General features: G+C 72.1%; 23 protein-coding genes. 11 read left to right on the plus strand and 12 right to left on the minus strand.

The window, feature by feature from the left end; translation table 11 throughout:
* Positions 1 to 12: 12 nt before the first annotated feature.
* From lnt to ACFVQ0_RS34245, 3 genes are all read right to left on the minus strand, one after another.
* A complete protein-coding gene (lnt, locus tag ACFVQ0_RS34235) occupies positions 13 to 1,608 on the minus strand; it encodes an apolipoprotein N-acyltransferase (protein ID WP_390093069.1) in 1,596 nt (531 codons plus the stop codon).
* Between the two features lie 197 nt (positions 1,609 to 1,805).
* A complete protein-coding gene (locus ACFVQ0_RS34240; protein WP_390093070.1) occupies positions 1,806 to 2,369 on the minus strand; it encodes a hypothetical protein in 564 nt (187 codons plus the stop codon).
* A gap of 69 nt (positions 2,370 to 2,438) precedes the next feature.
* On the minus strand, positions 2,439 to 3,224 hold the full coding sequence (locus ACFVQ0_RS34245) for a glutamate racemase (protein WP_390093071.1): 786 nt from the start codon (positions 3,222 to 3,224) through the stop codon (positions 2,439 to 2,441).
* 58 nt (positions 3,225 to 3,282) lie between these two features.
* Here ACFVQ0_RS34245 and ACFVQ0_RS34250 point away from each other — a divergent pair, with 58 nt between their 5' ends.
* On the plus strand, positions 3,283 to 4,455 hold the full coding sequence (locus ACFVQ0_RS34250) for a glycosyltransferase (RefSeq protein WP_390093072.1): 1,173 nt from the start codon (positions 3,283 to 3,285) through the stop codon (positions 4,453 to 4,455).
* A 16-nt stretch (positions 4,456 to 4,471) separates the two neighbouring features.
* Here the strand turns inward: ACFVQ0_RS34250 and ACFVQ0_RS34255 are convergent, their stop codons facing one another.
* From ACFVQ0_RS34255 to ACFVQ0_RS34265, 3 genes are all read right to left on the minus strand, one after another.
* Positions 4,472 to 5,779 (minus strand): TerD family protein, encoded by a 1,308-nt coding sequence (locus ACFVQ0_RS34255; RefSeq protein WP_390093132.1) that lies wholly within the window; start codon positions 5,777 to 5,779, stop codon positions 4,472 to 4,474.
* A gap of 534 nt (positions 5,780 to 6,313) precedes the next feature.
* Entirely contained in the window at positions 6,314 to 7,024 is a 711-nt protein-coding gene (locus ACFVQ0_RS34260) for a DUF4232 domain-containing protein (protein ID WP_390093073.1), read from the minus strand.
* A 98-nt stretch (positions 7,025 to 7,122) separates the two neighbouring features.
* Positions 7,123 to 8,679: an aromatic amino acid ammonia-lyase gene (locus ACFVQ0_RS34265; protein WP_390093074.1), complete on the minus strand. Its 1,557-nt coding sequence runs from the start codon at positions 8,677 to 8,679 to the stop codon at positions 7,123 to 7,125.
* 151 nt (positions 8,680 to 8,830) lie between these two features.
* On the opposite strand from ACFVQ0_RS34265, the gene ACFVQ0_RS34270 reads away from it, so the two are divergent.
* The 5 genes from ACFVQ0_RS34270 to ACFVQ0_RS34290 are packed head-to-tail and all read left to right on the plus strand — an operon-like array spanning position 8,831 to position 13,634.
* A complete protein-coding gene (locus ACFVQ0_RS34270; protein WP_390093075.1) occupies positions 8,831 to 9,874 on the plus strand; it encodes an ABC transporter ATP-binding protein in 1,044 nt (347 codons plus the stop codon).
* Positions 9,871 to 10,521, plus strand: a complete 651-nt coding sequence (locus tag ACFVQ0_RS34275; RefSeq protein ID WP_371774704.1) for an ABC transporter permease — start codon at positions 9,871 to 9,873, stop codon at positions 10,519 to 10,521. The genes ACFVQ0_RS34270 and ACFVQ0_RS34275 overlap by 4 nt, the downstream gene beginning before the upstream one ends.
* 6 nt (positions 10,522 to 10,527) lie before the next feature.
* On the plus strand, positions 10,528 to 11,232 hold the full coding sequence (locus tag ACFVQ0_RS34280) for an ABC transporter permease (protein WP_390093076.1): 705 nt from the start codon (positions 10,528 to 10,530) through the stop codon (positions 11,230 to 11,232).
* 11 nt (positions 11,233 to 11,243) lie between these two features.
* Positions 11,244 to 12,173 carry an ABC transporter substrate-binding protein gene (locus ACFVQ0_RS34285; protein WP_390093077.1) on the plus strand — a complete coding sequence of 310 codons (930 nt, stop codon included), beginning with the start codon at positions 11,244 to 11,246 and terminating at the stop codon, positions 12,171 to 12,173.
* Between the two features lie 57 nt (positions 12,174 to 12,230).
* The gene (locus ACFVQ0_RS34290; RefSeq protein WP_390093078.1) at positions 12,231 to 13,634 is read left to right on the plus strand and encodes a purine-cytosine permease family protein; all 1,404 of its coding nucleotides are present in this window, start codon (positions 12,231 to 12,233) and stop codon (positions 13,632 to 13,634) included.
* 22 nt (positions 13,635 to 13,656) lie between these two features.
* Here ACFVQ0_RS34290 and ACFVQ0_RS34295 read toward each other — a convergent pair whose 3' ends face one another.
* From ACFVQ0_RS34295 to ACFVQ0_RS34315, 5 genes are all read right to left on the minus strand, one after another.
* On the minus strand, positions 13,657 to 14,367 hold the full coding sequence (locus ACFVQ0_RS34295; RefSeq protein ID WP_390093133.1) for a hypothetical protein: 711 nt from the start codon (positions 14,365 to 14,367) through the stop codon (positions 13,657 to 13,659).
* Positions 14,368 to 14,599: 232 nt separating this feature from the next.
* Positions 14,600 to 16,153, minus strand: coding sequence for a hypothetical protein (locus tag ACFVQ0_RS34300; RefSeq protein WP_390093079.1), 1,554 nt, complete (start codon positions 16,151 to 16,153; stop codon positions 14,600 to 14,602).
* 142 nt (positions 16,154 to 16,295) lie between these two features.
* Positions 16,296 to 16,766, minus strand: a complete 471-nt coding sequence (locus ACFVQ0_RS34305; RefSeq protein ID WP_390093080.1) for a MarR family winged helix-turn-helix transcriptional regulator — start codon at positions 16,764 to 16,766, stop codon at positions 16,296 to 16,298.
* An 81-nt stretch (positions 16,767 to 16,847) separates the two neighbouring features.
* The gene (locus ACFVQ0_RS34310) at positions 16,848 to 17,888 is read right to left on the minus strand and encodes a serine hydrolase domain-containing protein (protein ID WP_390093081.1); all 1,041 of its coding nucleotides are present in this window, start codon (positions 17,886 to 17,888) and stop codon (positions 16,848 to 16,850) included.
* Positions 17,888 to 18,751: an IclR family transcriptional regulator gene (locus tag ACFVQ0_RS34315; RefSeq protein ID WP_390093082.1), complete on the minus strand. Its 864-nt coding sequence runs from the start codon at positions 18,749 to 18,751 to the stop codon at positions 17,888 to 17,890. The genes ACFVQ0_RS34310 and ACFVQ0_RS34315 overlap by 1 nt, the downstream gene beginning before the upstream one ends.
* 54 nt (positions 18,752 to 18,805) lie before the next feature.
* Here ACFVQ0_RS34315 and ACFVQ0_RS34320 point away from each other — a divergent pair, with 54 nt between their 5' ends.
* The 5 genes from ACFVQ0_RS34320 to ACFVQ0_RS34340 are packed head-to-tail and all read left to right on the plus strand — an operon-like array spanning position 18,806 to position 23,937.
* Positions 18,806 to 20,380, plus strand: coding sequence for an ABC transporter substrate-binding protein (locus ACFVQ0_RS34320; protein ID WP_390093083.1), 1,575 nt, complete (start codon positions 18,806 to 18,808; stop codon positions 20,378 to 20,380).
* Positions 20,380 to 21,381, plus strand: coding sequence for an ABC transporter permease (locus tag ACFVQ0_RS34325; RefSeq protein WP_390093084.1), 1,002 nt, complete (start codon positions 20,380 to 20,382; stop codon positions 21,379 to 21,381). The genes ACFVQ0_RS34320 and ACFVQ0_RS34325 overlap by 1 nt, the downstream gene beginning before the upstream one ends.
* Entirely contained in the window at positions 21,378 to 22,286 is a 909-nt protein-coding gene (locus ACFVQ0_RS34330) for an ABC transporter permease (protein ID WP_390093085.1), read from the plus strand. Before ACFVQ0_RS34325 ends, ACFVQ0_RS34330 begins: the two co-directional genes overlap by 4 nt.
* Entirely contained in the window at positions 22,283 to 23,110 is an 828-nt protein-coding gene (locus ACFVQ0_RS34335; protein ID WP_390093086.1) for an ATP-binding cassette domain-containing protein, read from the plus strand. Before ACFVQ0_RS34330 ends, ACFVQ0_RS34335 begins: the two co-directional genes overlap by 4 nt.
* Entirely contained in the window at positions 23,107 to 23,937 is an 831-nt protein-coding gene (locus tag ACFVQ0_RS34340) for an ATP-binding cassette domain-containing protein (protein WP_390093087.1), read from the plus strand. The genes ACFVQ0_RS34335 and ACFVQ0_RS34340 overlap by 4 nt, the downstream gene beginning before the upstream one ends.
* Positions 23,938 to 23,942: 5 nt before the next feature.
* On the opposite strand, the gene ACFVQ0_RS34345 is transcribed toward ACFVQ0_RS34340, so the two are convergent.
* On the minus strand, positions 23,943 to 24,899 hold the full coding sequence (locus ACFVQ0_RS34345; protein WP_390093088.1) for an ROK family protein: 957 nt from the start codon (positions 24,897 to 24,899) through the stop codon (positions 23,943 to 23,945).
* Between the last annotated feature and the right edge of the window lie 2 nt (positions 24,900 to 24,901).

Consider the following 24,901-nt stretch of genomic DNA (forward strand, 5'->3'; position numbering starts at 1 on the left):
GCGCGGAGCCGTTCAGCGGGCGCGGCGCGTGCGGACCGCCCGCGCGCCGACCCAGCCGAGGCCGATGACGGCGAGCAGCGAGAGCACCCCTTCGGGCAGCGGCCCCATCCTGGTCGCGGGGGTCAGCGAGGACCGCAGCGGCACCTTTTCCACCAGCGCGTCCGGGGTGAACACCTTCGTCTCGCTGACGACGGTGCCGTCCGGGCGGATGACCGCGCTGACGCCGCTGGTGACCGGGACGACGACGGACCGGCTGTGCTCCACCGCGCGCACCCGGGACATCGCGAGCTGCTGGTAGGTCATCTCGCTGCGGCCGAAGGTGGCGTTGTTGCTGGGCACCGCGATCATCTGGGCGCCGTGCTCGACCGTGTCGCGTACGGCGTCGTCGAACGCGGCCTCGTAGCAGGTGACGAGGCCGACGTAGGTGCCGGAGAGGTCGAAGACGCCGACCTTCTTTCCCGGTCCGAAGTCGCGCTGCACCCGGTCCACGTCCGAGCTGAAGAGGCGCACGAAGGAACGCATCGGCATGTACTCGCCGAACGGCTGGATGTGCCGCTTGTCGTACGTGGCCACCGGGCCCTTGTCCGGGTCCCACTGGATGAGGGTGTTGCGCAGCTTGCCGGTGTCGGGCTCGACGACCGCGCCGACGACGGTCGGCACCCCGATCGCCCGCACCGCGTCGTCGATCACGATCTTCGCGTCGGCGTTGCGGTAGGGGTCGAGGTCGGAGGAGTTCTCCGGCCACAGGACGAAGTCGGGCTGCGGCACCTTGCCCGCCTTCACGTCCCGGGCGAGCTGCTCCGTGCGGTTCGCGTGGTTGTCCAGGACGGCCCGGCGCTGGGAGTTGAAGTCGAGGCCGAGCCGGGGCACGTTGCCCTGGATCGCGGCGACGGTGGCGGTGCCGTCCTCGGCCGAGTCGTCGACCAGCGGCAGCGACGCGAGCGCCGCGGCGACCGGTACGAGGACGGCGGCGGCGGTCACCGCGGCGGCCAGCCGGGGCAGCTCACCGGTGGCGCGGCGGACCCGGAAGCGCCGGACCGCCTCGAAGAGCCCGAAGCCGCAAAGCACCACGGCGAAGGAGAGCAGCGGTGTGCCGCCGAGCGCGGCGAGCGGCAGGAAGACGCCGTCCGCCTGGCCGAAGGCGATCCGGCCCCAGGGGAAGCCGCCGAAGGGGACCCTGGCCCGTACCGCCTCGTCCAGGGCCCAGACCGCCGCGGCCCAGAACGGCCAGCCGGCGAGCCGGGACACGGCGGAGATGCCGACGCAGCCCAGCGCGACGAACAGTGCCTCGGCGGCGGCCAGGGCCAGCCACGGCACCGGGCCGACGTCTTCGCCCGTCCAGTGCAGCAACGGCAGCATGAAGCCCAGCCCGGCGAGCAGACCGAGGCCGAACGCGGCCCGGAGCCTGCGCTCGAACAGCACCCAGCCCAGCAGCGCGAACCCGGGCAGAACCAGCCACCACAGGGGCCGGGGCGGGAAGCTCACGTACAGCATCAGCCCGGAGAGCACGGCTGCGCAGGGACGGACGAGCCGAGGCAGCAGGCGCCTGGCTCGATGGACGGAGGCGGGCTGCTGCGGGTCGCCGACCGGGGCGATAGTGGTGCTCACCCGGCGGAGTCTACGGTGGCCCGCTGTGCGTCCGGCGGCCTGTCCCGATGGCGGAATCCGGACCACCGGATCGTTTCTCCACATGTTGCGCACATATCCCTGACGGGTGCCCGCCGGGGCCGTTGATCTGTGCGGCGGTCCCCCGCCGACCGACCGGATCCGGCCGTCGCGTCCGGCCCCGGCATCGCCGCGGTGTCTCAGGCTCCGGCCGGGGCGCCGGTGGCCGGCAGGTGCAGCCGGTCGCGGATGAACCGGACGCCCGCCTCGGCGTCGTCCACCGTCACGGTGAAGGTCCTGCCGTCACCGAGCCTGAGCACCAGGCCCTCGCCGCGTCGTACGACCACGGCGGTGCCCTGCTCGGGGCGCCAGCGGTAGCCCCAGCCGCCCCACTGGCGCGGGGTGACCCGGGGTGCGAACTCCGCGCCCACCACATGGGTGAGCAGGATCCGGCGTCGTGGCAGGCCCATGTGGCCGCAGCGCACTTCGAGGGCGTCGCCGTCGACCCGGACGGCCACGTTCACGAAGGCAAGGGTGCCGAAGAGCATCAGCAGTCCGGCCGCCATGCAGCCGATCACCGACATCAGCAGCGGTGCGATGCCGGAGGTCCAGTTGGAGCTGACGGCGAGCTGGATGCCGAGCGCCAGGCAGGCGGCGCCCGCTGCGGCGAGCACCCACTGGGTCCGGTTGGTGGCCCGGCCGGTCCAGACCGCCGGGTGGGAGTCGGCTCCGCTGTGCCTCGGTTCTCGGGGGTGGTCCCTCATGCCAAGCAGCGTACTGAAGAAACCGCGCGGCGGAACGGGTCCGGCGGCGCCGGCCGGGTCGCCCGGAGGTCAGCGGGCGGGGGTGGCCACCATGAGCCGACGCCCCTCCGGGTAGGCCAGAGCGGCTGCCGGCGGCTCGGACACCCGGCCGCCGAGGAGCACCACGAGACCGGCACCCGGTTCGGCCGACGGAGCGGGTTCGGCCCCGATCCGGCGCAGCGCCTGGGCCGCGACGGCTCCCGCGGAGGGGTACAGGTCCACGGCGGGCCGGCCGGGCCGGCGCACGGCGTCGCGGATGCGCTCGGCGACCAGCTCGTAGTGGGTGCAGCCCAGTACGACGGCCCGGACGTCCGGCGGGGTGAGCGCGGCGGCCGCGGCGATGGCCCGGTCGATGCCCTCCTCGTCCGCGTACTGCACGGCGTCGGCGAGGCCCGGGCAGGGGACCTCGGTGACGGCGGCGGAGCCGGCGAAGTCCCTGATGAGTCCGCGCTGGTACGGGCTGCCCGTGGTCGACGGGGTGGCCCAGATCGCGAACGGTCCGCCCGCGGCCGCGGCCGGCTTGATCGCGGGGACGGTCCCGATGACCGGCAGGCCGGGTTCGAGCTCCGCCCGCAGCGCCTGGAGCGCGCGCACCGAGGCGGTGTTGCAGGCGACGATCAGCGCGTCGGGCCGGTGGGCGGCGGCCGCACGGGCGACACCGAGCGCGCGCTCCGTCACGTACTCGGGGGTGCGGGGGCCCCACGGCATGCTGTCGGGGTCGGAGGAGAGCACCAGATCGGCGTCCGGCCTCAGCCGGCGCACTTCTGCGGCGGCGGCGAGCAGCCCGATTCCGGAGTCCATGAGCGCGATCTTCACCCAGTCACCATAGTCGACCACCCTTGCGGTCCCGGCTCAGTGGGGCAGACTTCGGCCAATGAGCGCCATTGTCTGGATCGCCGTGGGTTCCCTCGCCGCCTGGGTGTGGCTGCTGCTGGGCCAGGGCTTCTTCTGGCGGACGGACCAGCGGCTGCCGGACAGCACGGAGCCCGCCGACTGGCCGTCCGTCGCGATCGTCGTCCCCGCGCGGGACGAGGCCGACATGCTCCCGATGAGCCTGCCGTCGCTGATGGCGCAGGACTATCCGGGACCGGCCGAGATCTTCCTGGTAGACGACTGCAGCGAGGACGGCACCGGGGATCTGGCCCGCGCGCTGGCCGTGCGGCACGGTGGGCTGCCGGTGACCGTGGTGTCGCCCGGGGAGCCCGCGCCGGGCTGGACGGGAAAGCTCTGGGCGGTACGGCACGGAATGGCACTGGCCCGGACCAGGGACCCGGATTACCTGCTGCTCACCGATGCCGATATCGCACACGAGCCGGACAGTCTGCGGGAGCTGGTGGCGGCCGCCGAATCGGGCGGGGTCGACCTGGTGTCGCAGATGGCGCGGCTTCGGGTCCAGAGCACCTGGGAGCGGCTCGTCGTCCCGGCCTTCGTGTACTTCTTCTCGCAGCTCTATCCGTTCCGGTGGGTGAACCGGGCGGGAGCACGGACCGCCGCGGCCGCGGGCGGCTGCGTACTGCTGCGGACCGAGGCAGCCGTACGGGCGGGGGTGCCGGAGTCGATCCGGCAGGCGGTGATCGACGATGTCTCGCTGGCCCGTGCGGTGCGGGACAGCGGCGGCCGGATCTGGCTGGGGCTCGCGGACCGGGTGGACAGCGTGCGGCCGTACCCCTGCCTGGCCGACCTGTGGCGGATGATCTCGCGGAGCGCGTACGCCCAGCTGCGGCACAATCCGCTGCTGCTGCTCGGCACGGTGCTGGGGCTCGCGCTCGTCTACCTCGCGCCGCCCGTGACGCTCGTGGCGGGACTGCTGGCCCCCAATTCGCTGGCTGCCTGGACGGGGGGCGTCGCCTGGGTCGTGATGGCCGGTACGTACATGCCGATGCTGGGGTACTACCGGCAGTCCCTGTGGCTGGCGCCGCTGCTGCCGTTCACCGCGCTGCTGTACCTGCTGATGACGGTCGATTCGGCCGTCCAGCACTACCGGGGCCGCGGTGCGGCCTGGAAGGGGCGTACGTACGCGCGTCCCGAGGCCGCACCGGACCGGTGAACCGGCGGGCCGGGGCTCATTTGCGGCCGGGGGTCCAGTTCATGCCCCAGCCGTAGGCCTGGTCGATGGTGCGCTGCGGGCTCACGCCGCGCTGCGGCACCAGGTAGCGGGCCTCCCGCTGCACGGTGAGGTCGCCTCCGTCGTTGCTGATGAGCGCGAGTGCGCAGACCGTGGACGGGACGGTGCACTCGTCGAGCGAGAAGTCGATCGCGGCGCCGTGTTGGGGCTGGAGGGTCACCGTCGCGTGCAGATCGGCGAAGCTCCGGGCCCCTTCGTAGATGGTGACGAAGATCAGGATCCGGCGGATCCTGGACTTCTGGTCGAGGTTGATGGTCAGGTTCTCACCGGAGGCGACGGCACCCGTCCGGTCGTCGCCGTCGAGGTGGATGTAGGGCGCCTGCCGGAGGGCTCCGAAGGCGTTTCCGAGCGCCTGCACCACGCCCTTGCGCCCGTCGGTCAGCTCGTAGAGGGCGCAGAGGTCGAGATCGAGGTCCGCGTGGTTCGCGACGGCCCGGCCCAGCTTGCTCCCCCACCCCTTGAACTGCTTGCGCACCTCCCAGTTGAGATTGACCCGCATGGATCCCGAGGTGCCGCCCTGCTTGGCGAGCGAGACCGACGGCGCTTCCTTGGTGAGCGTCACCTTGGTGAGCCGGACGGGTTGGGCGACCGGCGGCGGCACGGAGTCGACCCGTGTCGCCGGGTTGGGCCGCTCGGGCGCCTGGGGCCGCTCGGGTGCCTGGGGCCGCTCGGGTGCTGGGGGCTGGGGGGCCGCCTGCGGTCGCTGCGGTTCGTCGACGGAGATCCCGAAGTCCGTGGCGAGGCCTTCGAGCCCGCTCCCGTATCCCTGGCCAACGGCCCGGAACTTCCAGGCACCGTGGCGCCGGTAGAGCTCACCGAGAATGAACGCGGTCTCGACGGTGGCGTCGGCGCTGTCGAACCGGGCCAGTTCCGAGCCGCTCGCCACGTCCGTGATCCGCACGTACAGCCCGGTCACCCGGCCGAAAGTGCCGCCGTCCGCGGAGGCGGCCAGCACGATGCGCTCCACGGCGGGCTCCACCCGTGCCAGATCAACGGCCAGGCTGTCGGTGGCCGCACCCCCGGCGGTCCGCTTGCCCTCGTGGCGCACCGCACCGGACGCGTGGGACGGCTGGTTGTAGAAGACGAAGTCCGCGTCGCTGCGCACCTTTCCCGACCCGAGGAGAAGGAGCGCGGAGGCGTCCACGTCCGGCGTCCCGGGGGTGGTGTGCCACCCCAGCTCGACGCGCACGGCCTGTGCCGCAACTGGAACGTTGGTTCCCTTGAGCATGGTCATGCTCGCCCCCATCATGAGTCCGGCTGCCGAAACCTTCCCGGTCAACCTAATGGTTTCTGCCCCGGGGCCTCCATCTTCGGCCGCGACTCCGTGCGCTCCTCCCTAGCCAGCCGACGACTCGCCGGCCCAGTTGCTCGGCCAGTGGCGGACCGACGCCGACGGGGTGCCGGAGCAGCCCGGCCCGCACCTCGCTCCTGCCCTGCGGAAGGACGGGAACCCCACGGCCGCCTACCGCGATGGTCCAGGTGGAGGGCGGTCGATCGATGGTGCTGGGGCCGCCCGTGGTGCTGCCGGCAGTCGAGCTGTCCAGGACCGCCGGCTCCTGCAGCTGATGCTGTCAGGTCTGACGGACGCGGCGACAGCCCACCAGTTCGGCACGTCGCCCCGTACGGTCCAGCGCCGGCTCCGCGCCTGATGGACGTGGCGGCGGTCTCCTCGCGGATCCAGCTCGGCTGGTACGCGATGCGCAACAACTGGGTGTGAAGGGTGGCTCGGTCAAGGTCATCCCGGCGAAGCTGCGTCGGGCCCTGTCCAGCGGCCGGTGGTTCAGCCGTCCACCGCTGTGGTGGTGAAGCGGTCGCCGCACACCCGGAGGCCGGAGGTCCGCAGGGTGAGCGCCTCCTTGGAGCCGGGCGGGTAGACCCTGAGGTAGTCGGGCTTGCGCCAGCAGCCGGACCCCTTGATCCCCTGGTTCAGGGTGTGCAGCGTGACGGCTGCCGTCCTGCCCGCGCCGATCACGGTCCGCTGCCCCTGAGCGCCCTCGCGCCCGGCCGGGACGCCGATCACGCTGCCGTCGCGCCTGATCATCGAGACACCCGGAAACCCTTGCAGGGTGCAGGAGTGCCCGGACTTGTTGGCGAACGTGAGGCGGTAGTGGATCTGGCCCGCGCCCGCGTCGGCGGTGCCCAGGCTCATCGCCAGGGCCTTGGTCGTGCACCGACCGGCTTCCGGCGCCCCGGCGGCCGCTGCCGCCGGGGAGGACGACGGATCGGCGGGGTGACTCGCCGCCGGGGAGGATGCCGGGTCCGCGGGATGACGCGCCGACGGCGTACTTCCGGCGGCGGAGCCGCTCGCGGCAGGCTGCCCGGCCGAGGCCGCGGTGGAGCCGCAGCCGGCCGTAACCAGGGCGATCGACGCGGCCGCGACCGGGGCGAGAAGCCGGGGCCGGAGCGTGCCGGCCCGCCGAGCCGTGCTCCTCTCCCGCGACCGGAGCGGCTGCTCTGACGGTGATGGGGTGGTTCGAAGAAGTGAGCCCATACCTCTCGCCTGCTCAATTTCTCGCGGTCTGCACCTGCCGGGGGGGAACTCTTCCCGTCGCACGCCCCGTGTCGGTCATACGCCCGCACGGCCGCTCGTCACCCGCGCCGCACCACACCCTGGCCGTCGAAGGCGGGCTCGCTCCGCGAGCCGAGGTCCAGCCACAGTTCGGTGAACCGGTCGAGCAGCCCGGCCGCCGCCGTCACATCGTCCGTCAGCGGCCGGTCCGCCAGCTCCGCGTCGAGCACCGCGTCCGCCAGCGCGAAGGCCCGGCCGACCGGCAGTTCCGGGTCGAGCCGCATGTCACGCTGGCGCAACGCCCGTACGGCCGCGACGAGTTCGCAGCCCACCACCAGTCGGTAGGCCTCGCACGCGCGCAACGTCTGCCGGGCCGCCAGCGAGGCGAAGCTGGCCTGCTCCTCGACCCCGCGCGAGAGCACCGCGTGGCCGAGCGAGGCGGGCGCGGAGAAGGCGCGCAGGTCGCCGAGCGCCGCACCGGCCGCGTACTCAAGGATCATCACGCCCGACGCGGCGGGCGCGCCGTCCGCGAGGAACGGCCGCAGCCGGGTGAAGGCAGGTTCGTTGAGCGTGGACAGCCGGGAGGTCGACAGCCGCGCCACCTGTGTCACCGCCAGCCTGAAGTGGTCCAGGGAAAGGGCGAGTTGGGCGATGTAGAAGCCACCGTGGTGGTAGGCCGCCATATCGTCCGCCGAGATCAGCGGGTTCTCCGCCGCCGCGTTGATCTCGACGGTGATGACGTCTTCGAGCGCGTCCGCCGCGTCGTGCGCGGGTCCGTGGATCTGGGGCACGCAGCGGAAGCCGTACGGGTCCTGGATCCGGCCGAGCGGCGGTGTGGGGCGGTCTGCGGCGCCCAGCAGTAGCCGCATCCGTTCCGCGACCGCGTAGGAACCGGCGTGCCGACGCGCCTCGTGCACGGGCAGCGCGTACGCCTCGTACGATCCGTCGGTCGCCATCAGGGACAGCGCCGCCACCACCTGGGTGGCCGCGATCAGGCCGCGCAGCTCGTGCAGGGCGAGCGCGGACTGGCCGAGGGTGAGCGCGTTGCTGCTGATCAGGGCGAGGGCGTCGTTGTTGTCGAGGGGCTGCGGGGCGGGGGCGGCACCGGGGCCCTGCCAGGGGTGTTCGCCGGCCAGCGCGAGGCCCATCTGCGCGAGCGCGGCGATGTCGCCGGTGCCGACCGAGCCGAACTCGTTGACCTTCGGGTGGGCACCCGTCTCCAGCGCCTCGCAGAGCGCCGTGACGACGGTCGGGCGCAGACCGGCGCCGCCCGCGAGCAGTTGGTTGGCCCGGACGGCGAGCATGGCGCGGACCTGTCGCGCGGGCAGCTCCTCCCCGATCGATCCAGCGTGGCTGCGCAGCAGCCGCAGACCGTGGTCGGCGGCCTCCTCCGTCGGGACGGACTCGTTCCGGTTAGCGCCCACACCGGTGGAGCGGCCGTAGACGCGACCCCATGAGGCGATCTCCCGGGCAGCGTTCCACGAGGTCTCCACACGCTTCATACCATCCGCCCCCGGGACGGGTTTTACGGTGGATTCGGCCATGCGTACGACATCTGCGACCATCAGTCCGCGGCCGTCGAGGGTGACAACCGCATCGCCGCCGACAGTCACCCCGTCCGCGATATGAGACGACATCACGCGCAATTCCTCCTCAACCGGAAGCTCCGTCTTGCCCTACGGCCATTTGTCACCAGGGATTTACCGCTGAACGGCGACTGACTATTGACAATCTATTCAGACACCAAGAACTCTGCATGATGATATGCAGCCGGGCAAGGGACTCCACATGATCCAATTCGACACGGTCAACAAGCGCTTCCCGAACGGCACAACCGCGGTGCGCGACCTCACGCTAGACATGCCGGAAGGCGGCGTGACCGTCCTCGTCGGATCTTCCGGTTGCGGCAAGACAACGACGCTCCGCATGATCAACCGGATGGTCGATCCGACCTCCGGGACGATCAGGGTCAACGGCAAGGACGTCCTTGAGCAGGACGCCGCCGAACTGCGCCGCTCCATCGGCTACGTGATCCAGCAGTCCGGGCTCTTCCCCCACCGCACGGTCCTCGACAACATCGCGACCGTGCCCCTGCTGCTCGGCTGGGGCCGGAAGAAGGCGCGGGCACGGGCGGCCGAACTCCTGGAGACGGTGGGGCTGGCCGCCGACGCCGGGAAGCGCTATCCGCACCAGCTCTCCGGCGGCCAGCAGCAGCGGGTCGGCGTGGCGCGGGCACTCGCCGCGGACCCGCCGGTACTCCTGATGGACGAGCCGTTCGGCGCCGTCGACCCCGTGGTGCGCACCCAGCTTCAGGATGAACTCCTGCGCCTTCAGCAGGAGTTGAACAAGACCATCGTCTTCGTCACGCACGACATAGACGAGGCCGTCCGGCTCGGGGACCGCATAGCCGTCTTCCGTACCGGCGGCCACCTCGTCCAATGCGCCGGCCCCGCCGAGCTGCTGGCCCGCCCCGCGGACGCTTTCGTCGCGGACTTCCTCGGCGCGGAGCGCGGTCTGAAGCTGCTGTCGCTGACCGCGCTGACGGAGGTCGCCCAGGGCCCCGCCCCGGAGGGCGCCCGCTGGCAGCTGACCCTCGACGCCGCCCGCAAGCCGCTGGCCTGGCACGACACCGAGAGCGAGGCGCGGGCGCCGGTCCGGCCGCTGCGCGACACGGACTCGCTCCTCGCGGCCCTCAACGAATCGATCGCCGCACCGAGCGGACTGGTCGCCCGGGTCGACGCGGACGGCGTCCTCACCGGTGTGACGTCCCGCGAGGACATCCACGACCACGCGGGACGCGTCCACAGCGCGGCGAGCACGGTGGACGCATGAGCATCGACTGGTCGTGGATATCCGACCACTCCGGTGACCTCACCACCCTGGCCGTCTCCCACCTCCAGGCCGCCCTCACCGCCGTCCTGCTCGGCCTGGTCGTATCGCTTCCGCTGGCCGTCCTCGCGCACCGGGTGCGCCGGCTGCGCGGACTGCTCCTCGGGCTGTCGAACATCCTGTTCACCATTCCGTCCATCGCCGTCTTCGTGCTCCTCCTACCGGTCAGCGGGCTCACCCGCACCACCACCGTCATCGGCCTGACGATCTACACCCTCGTCGTGCTCCTGCGGAACACCGTCGAGGGTCTGGACTCCGTACCGGCCAGGACCAAGGAGGCCGCGAAGGCCATGGGAACCCGGCCGTTGCGCACCCTGCTCACCGTCGAACTGCCCCTCGCCCTTCCGGTGATCATGGCGGGCGTGCGGATCGCGACGGTGATGGCCATCTCGCTGGTCTCCGTGGCCACGTACATCGGGGACGGCGGACTGGGCCAGCTCTTCACGGACGGCTTCCAGCGCAACTTCCCCACCCCCGTCATCGTCGGTGTCGTCCTGACCCTGCTCCTCGCACTCGTCGCGGACGCGGTGCTCGTCGCCCTCCAGTACGTCCTGACTCCGTGGACCCGCCGGCAGAAGCAGGGGGCCTGAGCGCTCATGTACGAACTCTTCAAGAACCTCGGCGCCTGGCTGGTCAGCGGTGAGCAGTGGACCGGTCCCGACGGCATCGGTCACCGCCTCGCGGAACACCTGCAGTACTCGCTGCTCGCCACCCTGATCGCCGCCGCCATCGCACTGCCCATCGGGCTGCTCATCGGGCACACCGGGCGCGGCGCCTTCCTCGCGATCAACCTCTCCAGCTTCGGGCGCGCGCTGCCCACGGTCGGGCTCGTCGTGCTGGTCTTCCTCGCCAGTGGCCTCTCCATGTGGCCGGTCTACATCGCGCTCGTGGCGCTCGCCGTGCCGTCCATCGTCACCAACACGTACGCCGGGATGACTGCCGTCGACCCGGAGGTCCGGGATGCCGCGCGCGGTCAGGGGATGCGCTCGCACCAGGTCCTCCTCCAGGTCGAACTGCCCCTCGCGCTCCCGCTGATCATGACCGGACTCAGGCTCGCCCTCATCCAGGTCGTCGCGACCGCCACCATTGCCGCGTATGTCTCCTTCGGCGGGCTCGGCCGGTACGTATTCGACGGTCTCGCCCAGCGCGACCTCGTACAAGTACTGGGCGGAGCCGTGCTCGTGGCGGTCGTCGCCGTCGTCCTCGACCTCGCGCTCTCCGTCCTGCAGCGCTTCCTCTTCCGCTCCCATGGCCCCAAGGGCATGGGAAGCACCCCCTCCCGCCCCGCCAAGTCGGCCTAGGAGCACACACGATGAACCGCAGAAACCTCCTCGGCGGGCTCCTCGCCGCCGCTTCCGTCCCCGCTCTCGCCTCCTGCAGCGGCGGCGTCACCTCGCTCGACGGGCAGGGGTCCGGTGGCGGGGGCGGGGGCTCCAGCAAGGACGGCGTCACCATCGGCACCGCCAACTTCACCGAGAACCAGGTCCTCGGGTACCTGTACGCCGCCGCGCTCGAAGCCGCCGGTGTGAAGACCGAGGTCCGCCCCAACCTCGGCACCCGCGAGATCCTCATCCCGGCCCTCAAGGGCGGCGACATCGATCTCCTGCCCGAGTACCAGGGCGCCCTGTTGCACTACCTCGACACCAAGTCGAAGGCCGCGGAGGAGGGCGAGATGCAGAACGCCCTCGCCGTGGCCCTGCCCGCCGGACTGCAGATCCTGCCGTACGGGCGCGCCGAGGACTCCGACGCGTTCGTCGTCACCCGGGAGACCGCCGCCGAGTACGGTCTCAAGTCGCTCGCGGACCTCGCCCGGCACAACGGCAAGCTCGTCATCGGCGCGGCGCCCGAGGTCAAGAAGCGCGCGGTCGGCGCGGTGGGCCTCAAGGACGTGTACGGCGTGGAGTTCAAGGAGTTCAAGTCCCTCGACTCCTCCGGGCCGCTGGTCAAGGGCGCCCTGAAGAAGGGGGACGTGGACGTCGCGAACCTCTTCACCACCGACACGGACATCGCGGCCGAGCACTGGGTCGTGCTCACCGACCCCAAGAACCTGGTGCCGGGCCAGCACGTCGTCCCGCTCATCGCGGACCGCAAGGCCGACTCGACGGTCCGCAAGGCGCTCGGCCGGCTCGGCAACGCGCTCACGACCGAGGACCTCACCGAGCTGAACCGGCTGGTGGACAAGGACAAGAAGGACCCGGAGGACGTCGCGGGCGACTGGGCGGCACGGCACGGAATCAAGTAGCACCCACCGCCGGACCGCACGGCGGGACACATCAACGAGAGGCCGGGTAACCGAGTCATGGCAGCTGAAGACCTGGTGGAGCGGCGCTCCATCGACGTCGTCCCGGACGGCGAACGGCACGGAACCGCGTTCAGTCAGTTCACCCTCTGGCTCGGCGCGAACCTGCAGATCACCGCGGTCGTCACCGGCGCGCTCGCCGTCGTCTTCGGCGGCGACGTGGTGTGGTCGCTGGCCGGACTCCTGCTGGGCAATCTGCTCGGCGGCGCCGTCATGGCCCTGCACTCCGCGCAGGGACCGAAGCTCGGTCTGCCGCAGATGATCCAGTCCCGCGCCCAGTTCGGGGTGCGCGGCGCGGTCGTCCCCCTCCTCCTGGTCGTCCTGATGTACGTGGGGTTCTTCGCGAGCGGCAGCGTCCTCGCCGGACAGGCCACGGCCGAGCTGACGCACACGAACGACACCACCGGCATCATCGTCTTCGCACTGGTCACCGGGGTGGTGGCGGCGGTCGGCTACCGGGTGATCCACGCCCTGGGGCGGGTGGCGAGCGTGGTCTGCGCACTGGCCTTCATCTACCTGGGTATCCGGCTCCTGGACCGCGTGGACCTGTCGGCACTGCTCGGTGACGCGCACTTCGGTCTGCCGATGTTCCTGCTCGCGGTGTCGCTCTCGGCGTCCTGGCAGCTCGCCTTCGGGCCGTACGTCGCGGACTACTCACGCTATCTGCCGCGTGCGACGTCCGGCCGGGCAACGTTCTGGTGGACGCTGTCCGGTTCGGCCGTCGGATCGCAGTGGTCGATGACGTTCGGGGTGCTCGTGGCGGCGAGTGCGGGGGACGCGTTCCTCTCCAACCAGGTCGGATACGTGGTGGGCCTGGGCGGTGCGGGCCTGATCGCGTCGTTCCTGTACTTCGTGGTCGCGTTCGGCAAGCTGACCATCAACGTGCTGAACACCTACGGCGGCTTCATGTCGATGGTGACCGGCATCAGCGGATTCCGCGGCCAGAAGACGCTCTCGCAGCGCGGCAGGGCCGTCTACATCGCGGTGATCATGGTGGCGGGGACGGCGGTGGCGCTCCTGGGCAAGGACAGCTTCCTGACGTCCTTCAAGGACTTCCTGCTGTTCCTGCTGACGTTCTTCACACCGTGGTCCGCGATCAACCTGGTCGACTACTACCTGATCTCGCGGGAGCGGTACGACATTCCGGCACTGTCCGACCCCGGGGGCCGCTACGGTGCCTGGCGCTGGGACGCGCTCACGGTCTACGGGGTGGGCGTGCTCGCCCAACTCCCGTTCCTCGCGACGAACTTCTACACGGGGCCGCTGGTGGATCCGCTGGGCGGCGCGGACATCTCCTGGATCGTGGGCCTGGTGATCCCGGCGGCCCTGTACTGGCTGCTGGCCCGCCGCGACACGTCGCACATCCCCGAGGAGACGCGGTACACCCTGGCGCCTCCCCGGTAACAGCGGTCCTGCGGTGGCGGCGTCAGGCGATGGCGGGGACGGCCTCCGCGGAGCTGGTGGCCCAGTTGGTGACGATGGGCTTGTCGACGTGGGCGGTGTCGGGGAGCTTCAGCTCGGCGGGGTTGGCGTCGTCCTCCATCGTGGAGATGATGACGGTGTCGAACTCCTTGCCGTTATCGCCGTTGGTCGTGTTGGGGCTGATCCCGGTGTACGCGACGCTGGAGCCGCTGAGCTTGATGGAGTCCTCGCCGCCCTGTCCGACGGGGGACGCGACGCCGTCGGCACTGGAGCCGAAGGAGACGCTGGGCGTGTTGGGGTCCAGGTAGCAGGTGATGCCGGACTTCGCCTTGGCGGTGACGAGGTAGTACCCGCCCGCCTGCGTCTCCGAAGTGACCGTGAAGTCCAGGTCGTTGGCGCCGCAGACCTGCCCGTAGCCGCTCTTCCCCCCGTCACCGGAACCGTTCTCGTCACCGGAACCGGACGCGTCACCGGAGCCGGACGAGGCCTTGTCCCCCGAGCCGGTGCTGTCGCCGGATCCGGTCGAGGGCTCGCCGGTGGCGGTGTCGCCGGAGGGGCTGTCGCCGCCCGCCGAGCCGGCGGCGGAGGGCGCCGCGGAGCTGCCGGTGTCCGCGGAGTCGTCGGGGCCACAGGCGGTGGCGGTGGCGGCGAGCGCGGTCACCGCCGCGGCGGCCAGGACCAGACGGGCGGAACGGGCGGCGAGACGCGAACGCATCATGAACTCCAGCGGCTTTCGGTTGCGGTGTTTCCTGCTCACCCGGAGACTAGCGCCGAAACGATCATCAAATGATCCTGTACATGTCCAGGTTCTGTCTCAAGACCCGTCTCAAGATCCGTAGCCGGCCCGGCGGAATTTCCCGCGCGAATCCTCTTCGGCGCGGCGGCGGTCCTCTGGGAACGACCCCCGCCGCGACCGGACTTGGGCCCGCTTCCCGGGCCCAAGGGAGTCAGCGCAGTTCGATCCGTACCCGGTGCCGCCCCCGCAGACCGGCGGGGACCGTGGTGCGGTGGTGTCCGTCGACGGTGGACGAGACCACCCGGCGGCCGGAGCCGGTGAGGGTGATGTCCAGGGTCATGCCACGGTAGGGCAGACCGTGCAGGGTCACCGGACCCCAGCCGGGCGGCAGGTTCGGGACGAACCGGATCCCGTCCCGCTCGTGCCGGATTCCGAACACGCCCTGGTGGACGAGGCGCAGGTAACCCGTCGCTGACCAGGTCTGGTCTGGCTCCGAGCCCCACTGGCGCGCGTTCTGCCAGCCGCCGTCCACCGCGCCGGTGAGGGCGTTGTGGATCTCCCAGAAGTGGCCGTCGCGGTGTTCGAGGGTGGCGATGTCCGTGACCGCGCGGGCCAGCAGGTCCGTCCGGCCGCCGGCCGCCGCCGCGTGCCCCCACATCCCGACCGTCATCGGCCACACGATCGCGTTGTGGCGGCCGGGATGCTGGTCGTCGAAGCGTTCGAAGTGCGGCCACACGTTGACCACGCCGTACGGTTCGTGGTGGGTGCGGTCCAGGACCGTACGCGCCTGGCTCTCCGAGGCCACCCCGCACAGCACCGCGAACGCGAGGCCGTTGGCCTCCTGGTACGTCTCCAGCCGGCCGGCCCGCTCGCCCGCGCCGTGGATGAAGTAGCCGTAGGTTCCCGCGGCGGGCCGCCAGAGGTGGGCGTTGATCGCGGTACGCAGCCGGGCGGCGGCCAGCCTGAACTCCCGCGCGGTGCGCCGGTCGCCGGTCTCCTGCGCCATCGCGGCGGTGGCGAGATACCCGGCGTGGAAGAGGCAGTTGGTGGACAGGCACATCATCCTGTCCGTGCCCGGGTGGTCGAGCACGAACGAGGAGGGGTTGTCCGGATCGGCGGGCGGGGCGGGGTAGCCGGCGATGCCGTCCTGGAGGAACGCGGGACCCTCGAAGAGCCCGTAGCGCTCGTTGTGGTGCTGATCGCGGTCGGCCCGCAGGGTGTTGACGGCGCTCTGGAAGGCATCGGCGAGGAACGCGCGGTCCCCGGTGACCAGGTAGTGGTGCCAGGCCGCGACCGCCCACACGATCTGGTCCCACCACTGGTTGTCCTGCTGCACGATCAGGGTGCCGTCGTCCTGCCGCCGGCACACCGCCCACAGGGTGTTCCGTGCCACCTGCGGCGTCAGAAGGCTGGCGGCGTTCCAGGAGTTGACCGACGCGTCCCGGGTCCACGGCTGCTCGTATCCGCCGCCCGCCCGGATGAACGTACCGGGTGACTCCGTCATCAGACCGGTCTGGTTGTACTCCGCCGGGTCGTACGGGACGGTGTTGATGTCCAGCAGGTTGTGGCACGCGGACCGGTAGGCGGCGCCCAGCAGTTGATCCTGTCCGCCGCCGAACTCGATGCCCGGCGGGCCCGCCGCCGTGCGCGCGGCGGCGTGACCGGGCGACGCGTTGGCCACCTGGGCGGCGGCCAGACCGAGTACGGCGCCTGCCTGTAGCAGCCGCCGCCGTGGAAGTCCGCCCTTGTGCTCCTGCGGTTGCATGAGGTCTCCCGCCTAGGACAACGTTGTCAGAGCTGTTCGGGACGGATACTCGCGCACCGTGGAAAGCGCTGTCAATGAGGTGCGTGAAGGCTGTTACTCAGGGCCGGACGGACCCGGGCGGGCCACGGCTCCCCGGTCCGCCTCACGGCCGCAGCCGGCCCGCCGCCTCGGGGGTGAGGTGCCGGGCGAGCACGTCGAGGGCGTCGGTGACCTCGCGCAGCCGCTCGGGGTCGTCCGTGCCGAGCGCGGTGGCCAGCGCGTCGTCGATCCGGGACACCCGGACCTCTGACACCCGCTCCGAGGCGTGGGGTGCCCGCCGGATCAACTGCCTCCTGCCGTCGGCCGGATCGGGCGCGGTCACGATCGAACCGGCATCCTTCAGCCGCGCCACGGCTCCCGACACCTGACTCTGGGGCAGCCCCGTGCGCACCGCGATCGCGCTCACCGAGGTGTCCGGGTGGCCGAGGAGGTCGCTCAGGACGACGAGGGCGGCGCGGGTGCCGACCCGGTGGGTGTCGGCACCCGGCGGCAGCTCGGGGAGCGACTCCTCCCCGATCTTCATGAGGGTCCGGCCGAGGAGGAACAGCTGGACCGGGGTCGTCGAGGAACTCATGGCCCGCACCCTACGCCAGACCCATCACTACCGATGTATCGCCAACGATGGGTCGCCCCGGACGCGCCGGCCGGCCGGCGGTCAGGGGTGGACGGGAACCGTGTGGAACTCCCGTCGCAGGGACGCGAATCCGCGTTCCGCCCGGTCCGGGTGGACGCGGTTGGCCAGCAGCACCGCGTAACGCGCCGCCTCCGGGTCGATCCACAGGCTGGTGCCGGTGAATCCGGTGTGCCCGTACGAGGCGGGCCCGAAGCTGTCGCCCACCGGTGACGTGTGCGGATCCGTCCCCTGCCAGGCCAGCGAGCGGCGCAGGTTCAGGTGGTCGGTACGGGGCGCGGTCATCAGCGCGAGGGTGTCCGGTGCGAGCAACGGCGGTCCGCCGCCGAGCAGGGAGCGCGCGAGCCGTTCCATGTCGGTGAGGGTGGCGAAGAGACCGGCGTGGCCCGCGACGCCGCCGAGCACGACGGCGTTCTCGTCGTGCACCTCGCCGGTCACGGTCCGGCCGCGCCAGGGGCAGTCCTCGGTGGCCACCGCACGGGCCCGCCGTTCCGGGCCGGGCCGGAAGCACAGGTCCGTGAGTCCGAGCGGGGCGCCGACGAGCTCCGCCACCAGCGCGTCCAGGCTCCGGCCGGCGGCCTGCTCGGCGATCAGGCCGAGCAGCATGAACCCCTGGGACGAGTACGCGACATGGGTGCCCGGTTCAGCGGTGCGCTCCAGCGCCCCCAGTGCGGTGAGCAGCGATTCGCGGGTGGGGTGCTCGCGGTAGAGGGGGACGCCGCCGGGCAGTCCCGAGGTGTGGTCGAGGAGTTGGGCGAGGGTGCGGGCGGCGTACGGGCTGTCGCGGTACCGGTCCAGGTGGTGGCCCACGGTGTCGTCGAGGCCGAGTACGCCCCGCTCGACGAGTGCCATGACGACGAGGCCCACGATCGGTTTGGTCACCGAGGCGAGGTCCCACAGGTCGGTGCCGTCCAGGGGGGCTCCGCCGTTGGCCCGGGTTCCGGTCCAGCCCCGGTCGTACGGCCCGTTCGCGTCCCCGAGGGACCAGGCGGCGCCGGAGTACAGGCCGCGCGCCCGTCCCTGTTCGAGGAGGCGCCGGCGTGCGGCGGCGTGCTGAGTGCCCATCACTTGCGCCCCGTCCCCTGGTCCGGCTCCGCCACCAGGCCGAGCCGTGCTCCTGGCTGCGCGGCCAGGCCGGCGGAGACCGCGGCCGCGGCGGAGCGCACCATCGGCCCGTACAGGCGCGCGGCCGCCTCGTCGAGGGTGAAGGCGAGTCCGGTGAGGACGAGTACGCCCACCGGACGGCCCGCGGCGTCGCGGACCGGGGCGGCGAGCGCGCGGCGGTCCCGCCAGGCGTCGGCGCTGTCGAAGGCGTAGCCGTCCCGGGCGGCGGCGGCCAGCGCGGTGCGTGTCGCCTCGTCGGCGGGGGCGCCGTCCGGGCCGGTCAGCAGGGTTTCGGCGTCCTCCGCGGGCAGGGCGGCCAGCAGGGCCAGTCCGGCGGCGCCCGCGATGACGGACTCCCGCGTTCCGGGGCGCAGGTCGAGGGCGGGTCCCTGGGCGGGTGCGTGTACGCGCAGGTGGACCAGGGCCCTGTCGTCGCGCACCGCGTAGGAGGCGAACAGGCCGGTGCGGACGCGGAGTTCCTCCAGGACGGGGCCGGCCTGGCGGGTGGCCGCGTCGTCGGCGAGGACGCCCGCGGCGAGTCCGAGGAGGCGGGGCCCTGGGCGGTAGCTGCCGCCTGCGGCCGGTTCGGCGTAGCCGCCGGCCGCGAGAGCCCGCAGCAGGCGGTGCACGGTGGGTTTGGCGAGGCCCGTGTGGCGGGCGAGGTCCGCGAGGCGGTGCGGCGCTCCGGTTTCCGCGAGGGCGGAGAGCACTTCCATGGCCTTGTCCACCGGGCCTGGCGCGGGTGGAAGGGCTGTCACTGCCGCCTCATCAAGAGCGGTGGCGGACGTCTGCTGCTGCGAACGACTGTTGACCGGTTTCCCCATGGGGATTACCTTACCCGCACTGCATTCCATTCACCGGAACGGGTGTGTTGTTCAATGGAACGAATACGTGGAGGGCAAAGCGGCCCCCGCGCCGGCTGCTCCCGCCGCTCGGTGCTGCGGGCCGGCGCCCTGGCCGCGCCCGCCCTGGCCGCCCCCGCCCTGCTGACCGGGTGCGGGTCGCCGCCCGCGGACGCCGCCGGCAACGTCCTGCGGGTGTCCCAGACCGGGGACCCCAAGACGATGGACCCGCACAAGCAGGGCGACATGACGTCGATGAACGCCCTGATCAACATCTTCGACACGCTCACCTCCCTGGGCCGCGACAACACCCTGCGGCCGCGGCTCGCGCTGTCCTGGAAGGCCGTCGGGGCCAAGGTCTGGCGGTTCGAGCTGCGGCGCGGTGTCACGTTCCACAACGGCGAGCCCTGCGACGCGCAAGCGGTCCGGTTCAGCATCAAGCGGCTGCTCGACCCCGCGACCAAGTCACCGATCGTGGAGCTGCGTTACGTCGAGGACGTCACCGTCGTCGACCGGTACACGGTGGATCTGCACACCTCCGTGCACGACCCGATCCTGCCGGCGAAGCTGTCGCTGTTCGGCGGTGTCGTGGTCCCCCCGCGCTACCTGGCCAAGGTCGGGGACGAGGGCTTCGCCGCACATCCCGTGGGCACCGGCCCCTTCGCGTTCCGCCGCTGGCAGCGCGACCACGAACTGCGGCTGCGCGCCTACGCCGGCCACTGGCAGGGCCGCCCGCATGTCGACGAGCTGGTCTTCGTCCCCGCCCCCAACTCCTCCTCCGCGCTGGCCGCCCTGCAGAGCGGCGGCGTGGACATCGTGGCGGGCATGACCCCGGACGCCGCCCAGCAGCTGGCCGGCTATCCGGGCGTGCGGATCGACCACCACACCGGCGTCCGCACCTCCTACCTGTCGCTCGACACCTTGTCCGACGGGCCGCTGCGCGACCGCCGGGTCAGGCAGGCCATCAACCACGCCGTCGACGTACCGCTGCTCATCAAGGCGGTGCTCGGCGGCAACGCCACCGAGGTACCCGCGATGATCCCGCGCGGGGCGTTCGGCTTCGACGAGACCGTGAAGCCCTACCTGCGCTCGGCCGCCAAGGCCCGCGCGCTGCTCGCCGAGGCCGGGCACCCGGACGGGATCAGCACCTCGCTCACCGCCTCCAACCTCGACGCGAACGTCGCGGAGGCCATCTCCGGGCTGCTCGCCCACGCCGGGGTGCGCGCCAAGGTGGACCTGCTCGACCCGGGCACCTACGCCCAGCGGCTGACCTCGGACAACCACGGCGCGCTCGGGCCGATGTACCTGGCCGCGTCGACCGTGTGGACGCTGGACGGCGAGAGCATGCTCCAGTCCAACGTACGCAGCGACCGGCGCCAGAGCCGCTGGCACGACAAGCGCGCCGACAAGCTCGTGGACACCGAGGAACTGTCGGTGGATCCCGCCGTGCGGCGCCGCGCCTTCTCCGGTCTCCAGCAACTGATCAAGGACGAGGCGCCCTTCGTGTCCCTCTACCAGATCGACAACATCTACGTGCACAACACCCGGCCCAGTTGGACGCCCGGCGCCGCCGGGATCCTCGACATGGCGAGCGCGAAGGTGGCCGTGTGATGAGCGAGTCCCTGACCCTGCCCGCCAAGTCCGCCAAGTCCGCCGGTCCGGCCGGGACGCCGGGCAGCCGCGTCGTGGCCGTGCTGCGCCCGGCCGCCGCCCGCCTGGGAACCGCGGTCCTGGTGCTGCTGTGCACCGCGACCGTCGTCTTCTTCCTGGTGCGGCTGTCCGGCGACCCGGTGAAGGTGATGCTGCCGCCGGACGCCAGCGCCCAGCAGGAGAGCGTGCTCCGGCACAGCCTGGGCCTGGACAAGTCGCTGTTCAGCCAGTACCTCGACTACCTGTGGGGGCTGCCGCGCTTCGACTTCGGCGACTCCCTCTTCTACAACCAGCCGGTGCGCCAGGTGCTGGCGGACCGCATCCCGGCCACCCTGCTGCTCGCGGCGGGCGCCTTCGTGGTGACGCTGCTGATCGCACTGCCCGCCGGGACGATCGCGGCGATGCGCCGGGGCAAGCCGGCCGACCGGGGCGTCATCACTGCCGTGCTCGTCGGCCAGTCCACCCCGCCCTTCTGGATCGGCATCCTGCTGATCCTGGTGTTCGCCGTCGGCCTGCACGCGCTGCCCGCCTCCGGGTACGGCACGTTCGCGCACCTCGTCCTGCCCTCTGTCACGCTCTCCGTCTACTCGGTCGCCGTCGTCGCGCGGCTGCTGCGCTCGTCCCTGATCGACGTGCTGGGCTCCGACCACATCCGTACGGCCCGCGCCCGTGGTCTCGGTCCGGTGCGGACCGTGCTGCGGCACGGGATGCGCAACGCGTCGCTGCCGGTGGTGACCGTCGTCGGCCTGGAGGTCGGCAGCCTCCTCGGCGGCGCGATCCTCACCGAGCAGGTCTTCTCCTGGCCCGGTGTCGGCCAGCTGACCGTGCAGGCCATCGCCAACCGCGACTTCCCCCTGGTCCAGGGCACGGTGCTGCTCTTCGCCGCCACGTTCGTCGTGGTCAACCTGCTCGTGGACCTGTCCTACGGCCTCCTCGACCCGAGGGTGAGGAACTCCCGATGACCACCACCGCCCCCGCTCCCACCACCGCCGACGTCGCCCCGGCCGTCGCGAAGCAGCCGTCCGTATGGCGCTCGCTGCTCCGCAACCGGCTCGCCGCGGTCGCGCTCGTCCTCCTCGCGGTGATCGTCGTGTGCGCGCTGTTCGCACCGCTGATCGCGCCCGCCGACCCGAACGCCCAGAACCTCCTCGGCCGTCTCCAGCCGCCCGCCTGGCAGTCCGGCGGCAGCACCGCCCATCTGCTCGGCACCGACCAGCTCGGCCGCGACCTGCTCTCCCGCGTCGTGTACGGGACCCGTGTCTCACTGCTCGTCGGCGCCGGCGCCGCCCTGCTCGCGGGCGTCATCGGCACCACCGCGGGTCTCGCCACCGGCTACCTCGGCGGCTGGACGGACCGCGTCGTGATGCGCGTCGCCGACGTCCAGCTCGCCTTCCCCGCGATCCTGCTGGCGCTCGCCGTCGTCGGTTTCGTCGGCTCGGGACTGGGTTACGTGATCCTGGTCCTCGGCATCACCGGCTGGGTCTCGTACGCCCGCGTGGTGCGCTCGGAGGTGCTGTCGCTGCGCACCCGCGACTTCATCACCGAGGCCCGCGCCATCGGCGTCGACGACCTGACGATCATGCGGCGGCACCTGCTCCCCAACGTCATGGCGCCCCTCGCCACCATCGGCACCCTGCACATCGCGGCCGCGATCGTCGCGGAGGCCTCGCTCAGCTATCTGGGCCTCGGTGTGCCGAAGGAGACGGTGACCTGGGGCGGCATGCTCGCCGACGGACAGCTGTACCTCGGCACGTCGTGGTGGATCGCGGTGTTCCCCGGTGTGGCCCTGATGCTCACCTCCCTGGCCATCAACATCCTGGGCGACGCGCTGCGCGACGTCGCGGACCCGAAGGCGTACCGCCGATGACCCACTCCCCCGATGCCCCTGACGCGGCGCCCGTCCTCGAATTCCAGGACCTGCGCGTCGACTTCCGCCTCGCCTCCTCCACCGTGCACGCGGTGCGCGGGGTGAACCTGTCCGTCGCCGCCGGTGAGACCCTCGCCGTCGTCGGTGAGTCGGGCAGCGGCAAATCCGCCACCGCGCTGTCCGCGATGCGCCTCAACCCCGAACCTCCGTGCGTGTACGCGGGCGGCCGGGTCCTCCTTGACGGGAGGGACGTACTGGCCCTGCCCGAGCGGGAGTTGCGCAAGGTGCGCGGCGCCGGGATCTCCATGGTGTTCCAGGACCCGATGACCAGCCTCGACCCGCTGCAACGGGTCGGCGCCCAGGTCGCGGAGGCGCTGCGGCTGCACGGCGGCCACAGCCGCGCGGAGGCGCGCCGGGCGGCGCTGACCGCGCTCGACGAGGTGGGCATCCCCGACCCGGAGCACCGCTACCGGCAGTACCCGCACGAACTGTCCGGCGGGCTGCGCCAGCGCGTCATGATCGCCTCCGCGCTCGTGGCCCGGCCGCGCGTCCTGATCGCGGACGAGCCGACGACGGCGCTCGACGTGACCGTGCAGCGGCAGATCCTCGAACTGCTCGTCACGCTGCAGCGCCGGCACGGCATGGCCGTCCTGCTCATCACCCACGACCTGGGCGTGGTCGCGGAGACCGCCGACCGCGTAGCGGTCATGCGGCACGGCGAGGTCGTCGAGACCGGGGACGTGGAGCAGGTCTTCGCCCGCCCCGCCGCGCAGTACACCCGCGACCTGCTGGCCGCCACCCCCCGACTGGAGCCCGCCCCATGACCACCAGCGACCTTCTGGAAATCAGCGGACTGCGCAAGGAGTTCCCCGGCCGGCCGCCGAGTGTGGCCGTCGACGACGTCTCCCTCACGGTCCGCGAGGGAGAGACGTTCGCCCTGGTCGGGGAGTCCGGCTGCGGCAAGACGACGCTGACCCGGCTGCTGCTGCGTCTGCTGGAGCCCACGGCGGGCAGTGTGCGGTTCGACGGTACGGAGCTGCTGTCGCTGACCGGCGCCGAACTGCGGCCGCTGCGACGGCAGATGCAGGTGGTCCTCCAGGACCCGTACTCCAGCATGAACCCGCGCATGCGCATCGCGGACATCGTCGGGGAACCGCTCGTCACCCACGAGGAGTGGGCGCGCGGGCGGCGCGGCAGGGCGGCGGTCCGCGAGCGGGCCGGCGAGCTCCTGGACTCCGTCGGCCTGGACGCGGGCATCCTGGACCGCTATCCGCACGAGTTCTCCGGCGGGCAGCGCCAGCGCGTCTCCATCGCCCGCGCCCTCGCCCTGGAGCCGCGCCTGGTCGTCCTCGACGAGCCGACGAGCGCCCTCGACGTGTCGGTGCAGGCCCGCGTCCTGGACCTGCTCGCGGAGCTCCAGGAACGCCTGGGTCTCACGTACTTCTTCATCTCGCACAACCTGGCCGTCGTCGGGCAGATCGCGGACCGGGTCGCCGTGATGCGCCGGGGCCGGATCGTGGAGAGCGGCGAGGCCCGGCAGGTCTTCACCGACCCGCAGGACGCGTACACCCGGCGGCTCCTGGACGCCGTACCGGTCCCCGACCCCTCGCGGAGCCGCCGCGTCAGGGCGGCCCAGGACGACGCGGCATGACCCCGCTAGCGCCCCGACAGGACCAGACCCGCCGCGCCGAGCAGTGCCCCGGTGTCGGCGGGCTCGCCGAGCACCACGGTGGGGGCCTCGCCGCCGCCGAGCTCATCGGCGCGCAGCAGGGTCTCGACCAGTTCACGGAACGGCTCACCGCCGTCGAGCGCCTCGCCGTGCAGGACGAACAGTCCGCAGGCGAAGAGCTGCTGGACGGTGGCGAGGCCGAGCACCAGGTTCTCCGCGTACCGCACGACGAGGTCGCGGGCCGCCGGGTCGGCCGAGGCGAGCAGCGTGCCCGGCGAGACACCTCGCGGGTCCAGTCCGAGCGCGGCGGCGCGGTCGCGCAGCCAGCGGGTCGTCGCCACGGTCTTCCAGCAGCCGCGCCGGCCGCAGGTGCAGACGTCGCCGCTGGCGGTGACCGTCATATGGGCGCCGCTGCGGCCGCCGACCGGGGCGAGTACCTGACCGTCGTAGAGGATGCCGACGCCGAGCACCTCACCGGTCGCGACGGACGCGAAGGAGCGCCGGCCGCGTCCCGCGCCGAACCACCGGTCCCCCAGTACCTGGACGCGGGCCCGGTGCTCGACCTGGACGGGCGCACCGGCCAGCTCCGTCAGCCGTTCCGCGACCGGGTAGCCGCGCAGCGCGGGCGCGTCGTTGACCTCGACGATCCTGCCGGCCGCCGGGTCGACCACCCCGGCGGCGGCCACTCCGACGCCCAGCGGGGCGTGGCCCGCGAACACCGCGGCCGCCTCCCGCAGCGCCTCGTCGACCACAGCCGGGTCGGCGCTGCCCGCGTCGAAGCGGGCCTGCGCGCGTTCCCGTACGACCCCGGTGCGCTCCAGCAGCGCGGACCGCACCAGACCGGGCAGCACCTCGACGGCGCCCAGCACACCGACGTCCCGCCCGGCCGGCTCGTCCGGCCGCGGATCGGGTACCAACCGCAAAGGAATACGTTCATGCGCCATGC

This window comes from Streptomyces sp. NPDC057900, assembly GCF_042887885.1.
Taxonomy (GTDB): Bacteria; Actinomycetota; Actinomycetes; order Streptomycetales; family Streptomycetaceae; genus Streptomyces.

Bases quoted from the DNA above. Each gene is read 5' to 3' on its own strand.
- ACFVQ0_RS34290 (WP_390093078.1), top strand. From the start codon at position 12,231: ATGGCAGCTGAAGACCTGGTGGAGCGGCGCTCCATCGACGTCGTCCCG.
- ACFVQ0_RS34295 (WP_390093133.1), bottom strand. From the start codon at position 14,367: ATGCGTTCGCGTCTCGCCGCCCGTTCCGCCCGTCTGGTCCTGGCCGCC.
- ACFVQ0_RS34240 (WP_390093070.1), bottom strand. From the start codon at position 2,369: ATGAGGGACCACCCCCGAGAACCGAGGCACAGCGGAGCCGACTCCCAC.
- ACFVQ0_RS34325 (WP_390093084.1), top strand. From the start codon at position 20,380: ATGAGCGAGTCCCTGACCCTGCCCGCCAAGTCCGCCAAGTCCGCCGGT.
- ACFVQ0_RS34320 (WP_390093083.1), top strand. From the start codon at position 18,806: ATGGAACGAATACGTGGAGGGCAAAGCGGCCCCCGCGCCGGCTGCTCC.
- ACFVQ0_RS34285 (WP_390093077.1), top strand. From the start codon at position 11,244: ATGAACCGCAGAAACCTCCTCGGCGGGCTCCTCGCCGCCGCTTCCGTC.
- ACFVQ0_RS34260 (WP_390093073.1), bottom strand. From the start codon at position 7,024: ATGGGCTCACTTCTTCGAACCACCCCATCACCGTCAGAGCAGCCGCTC.
- ACFVQ0_RS34255 (WP_390093132.1), bottom strand. From the start codon at position 5,779: ATGGGGGCGAGCATGACCATGCTCAAGGGAACCAACGTTCCAGTTGCG.
- ACFVQ0_RS34335 (WP_390093086.1), top strand. From the start codon at position 22,283: ATGACCCACTCCCCCGATGCCCCTGACGCGGCGCCCGTCCTCGAATTC.
- ACFVQ0_RS34250 (WP_390093072.1), top strand. From the start codon at position 3,283: ATGAGCGCCATTGTCTGGATCGCCGTGGGTTCCCTCGCCGCCTGGGTG.
- ACFVQ0_RS34330 (WP_390093085.1), top strand. From the start codon at position 21,378: ATGACCACCACCGCCCCCGCTCCCACCACCGCCGACGTCGCCCCGGCC.
- ACFVQ0_RS34315 (WP_390093082.1), bottom strand. From the start codon at position 18,751: ATGGGGAAACCGGTCAACAGTCGTTCGCAGCAGCAGACGTCCGCCACC.
- ACFVQ0_RS34310 (WP_390093081.1), bottom strand. From the start codon at position 17,888: ATGGGCACTCAGCACGCCGCCGCACGCCGGCGCCTCCTCGAACAGGGA.
- ACFVQ0_RS34300 (WP_390093079.1), bottom strand. From the start codon at position 16,153: ATGCAACCGCAGGAGCACAAGGGCGGACTTCCACGGCGGCGGCTGCTA.
- ACFVQ0_RS34340 (WP_390093087.1), top strand. From the start codon at position 23,107: ATGACCACCAGCGACCTTCTGGAAATCAGCGGACTGCGCAAGGAGTTC.
- ACFVQ0_RS34305 (WP_390093080.1), bottom strand. From the start codon at position 16,766: ATGAGTTCCTCGACGACCCCGGTCCAGCTGTTCCTCCTCGGCCGGACC.
- ACFVQ0_RS34345 (WP_390093088.1), bottom strand. From the start codon at position 24,899: ATGGCGCATGAACGTATTCCTTTGCGGTTGGTACCCGATCCGCGGCCG.
- ACFVQ0_RS34265 (WP_390093074.1), bottom strand. From the start codon at position 8,679: ATGTCGTCTCATATCGCGGACGGGGTGACTGTCGGCGGCGATGCGGTT.
- ACFVQ0_RS34280 (WP_390093076.1), top strand. From the start codon at position 10,528: ATGTACGAACTCTTCAAGAACCTCGGCGCCTGGCTGGTCAGCGGTGAG.
- ACFVQ0_RS34275 (WP_371774704.1), top strand. From the start codon at position 9,871: ATGAGCATCGACTGGTCGTGGATATCCGACCACTCCGGTGACCTCACC.
- ACFVQ0_RS34270 (WP_390093075.1), top strand. From the start codon at position 8,831: ATGATCCAATTCGACACGGTCAACAAGCGCTTCCCGAACGGCACAACC.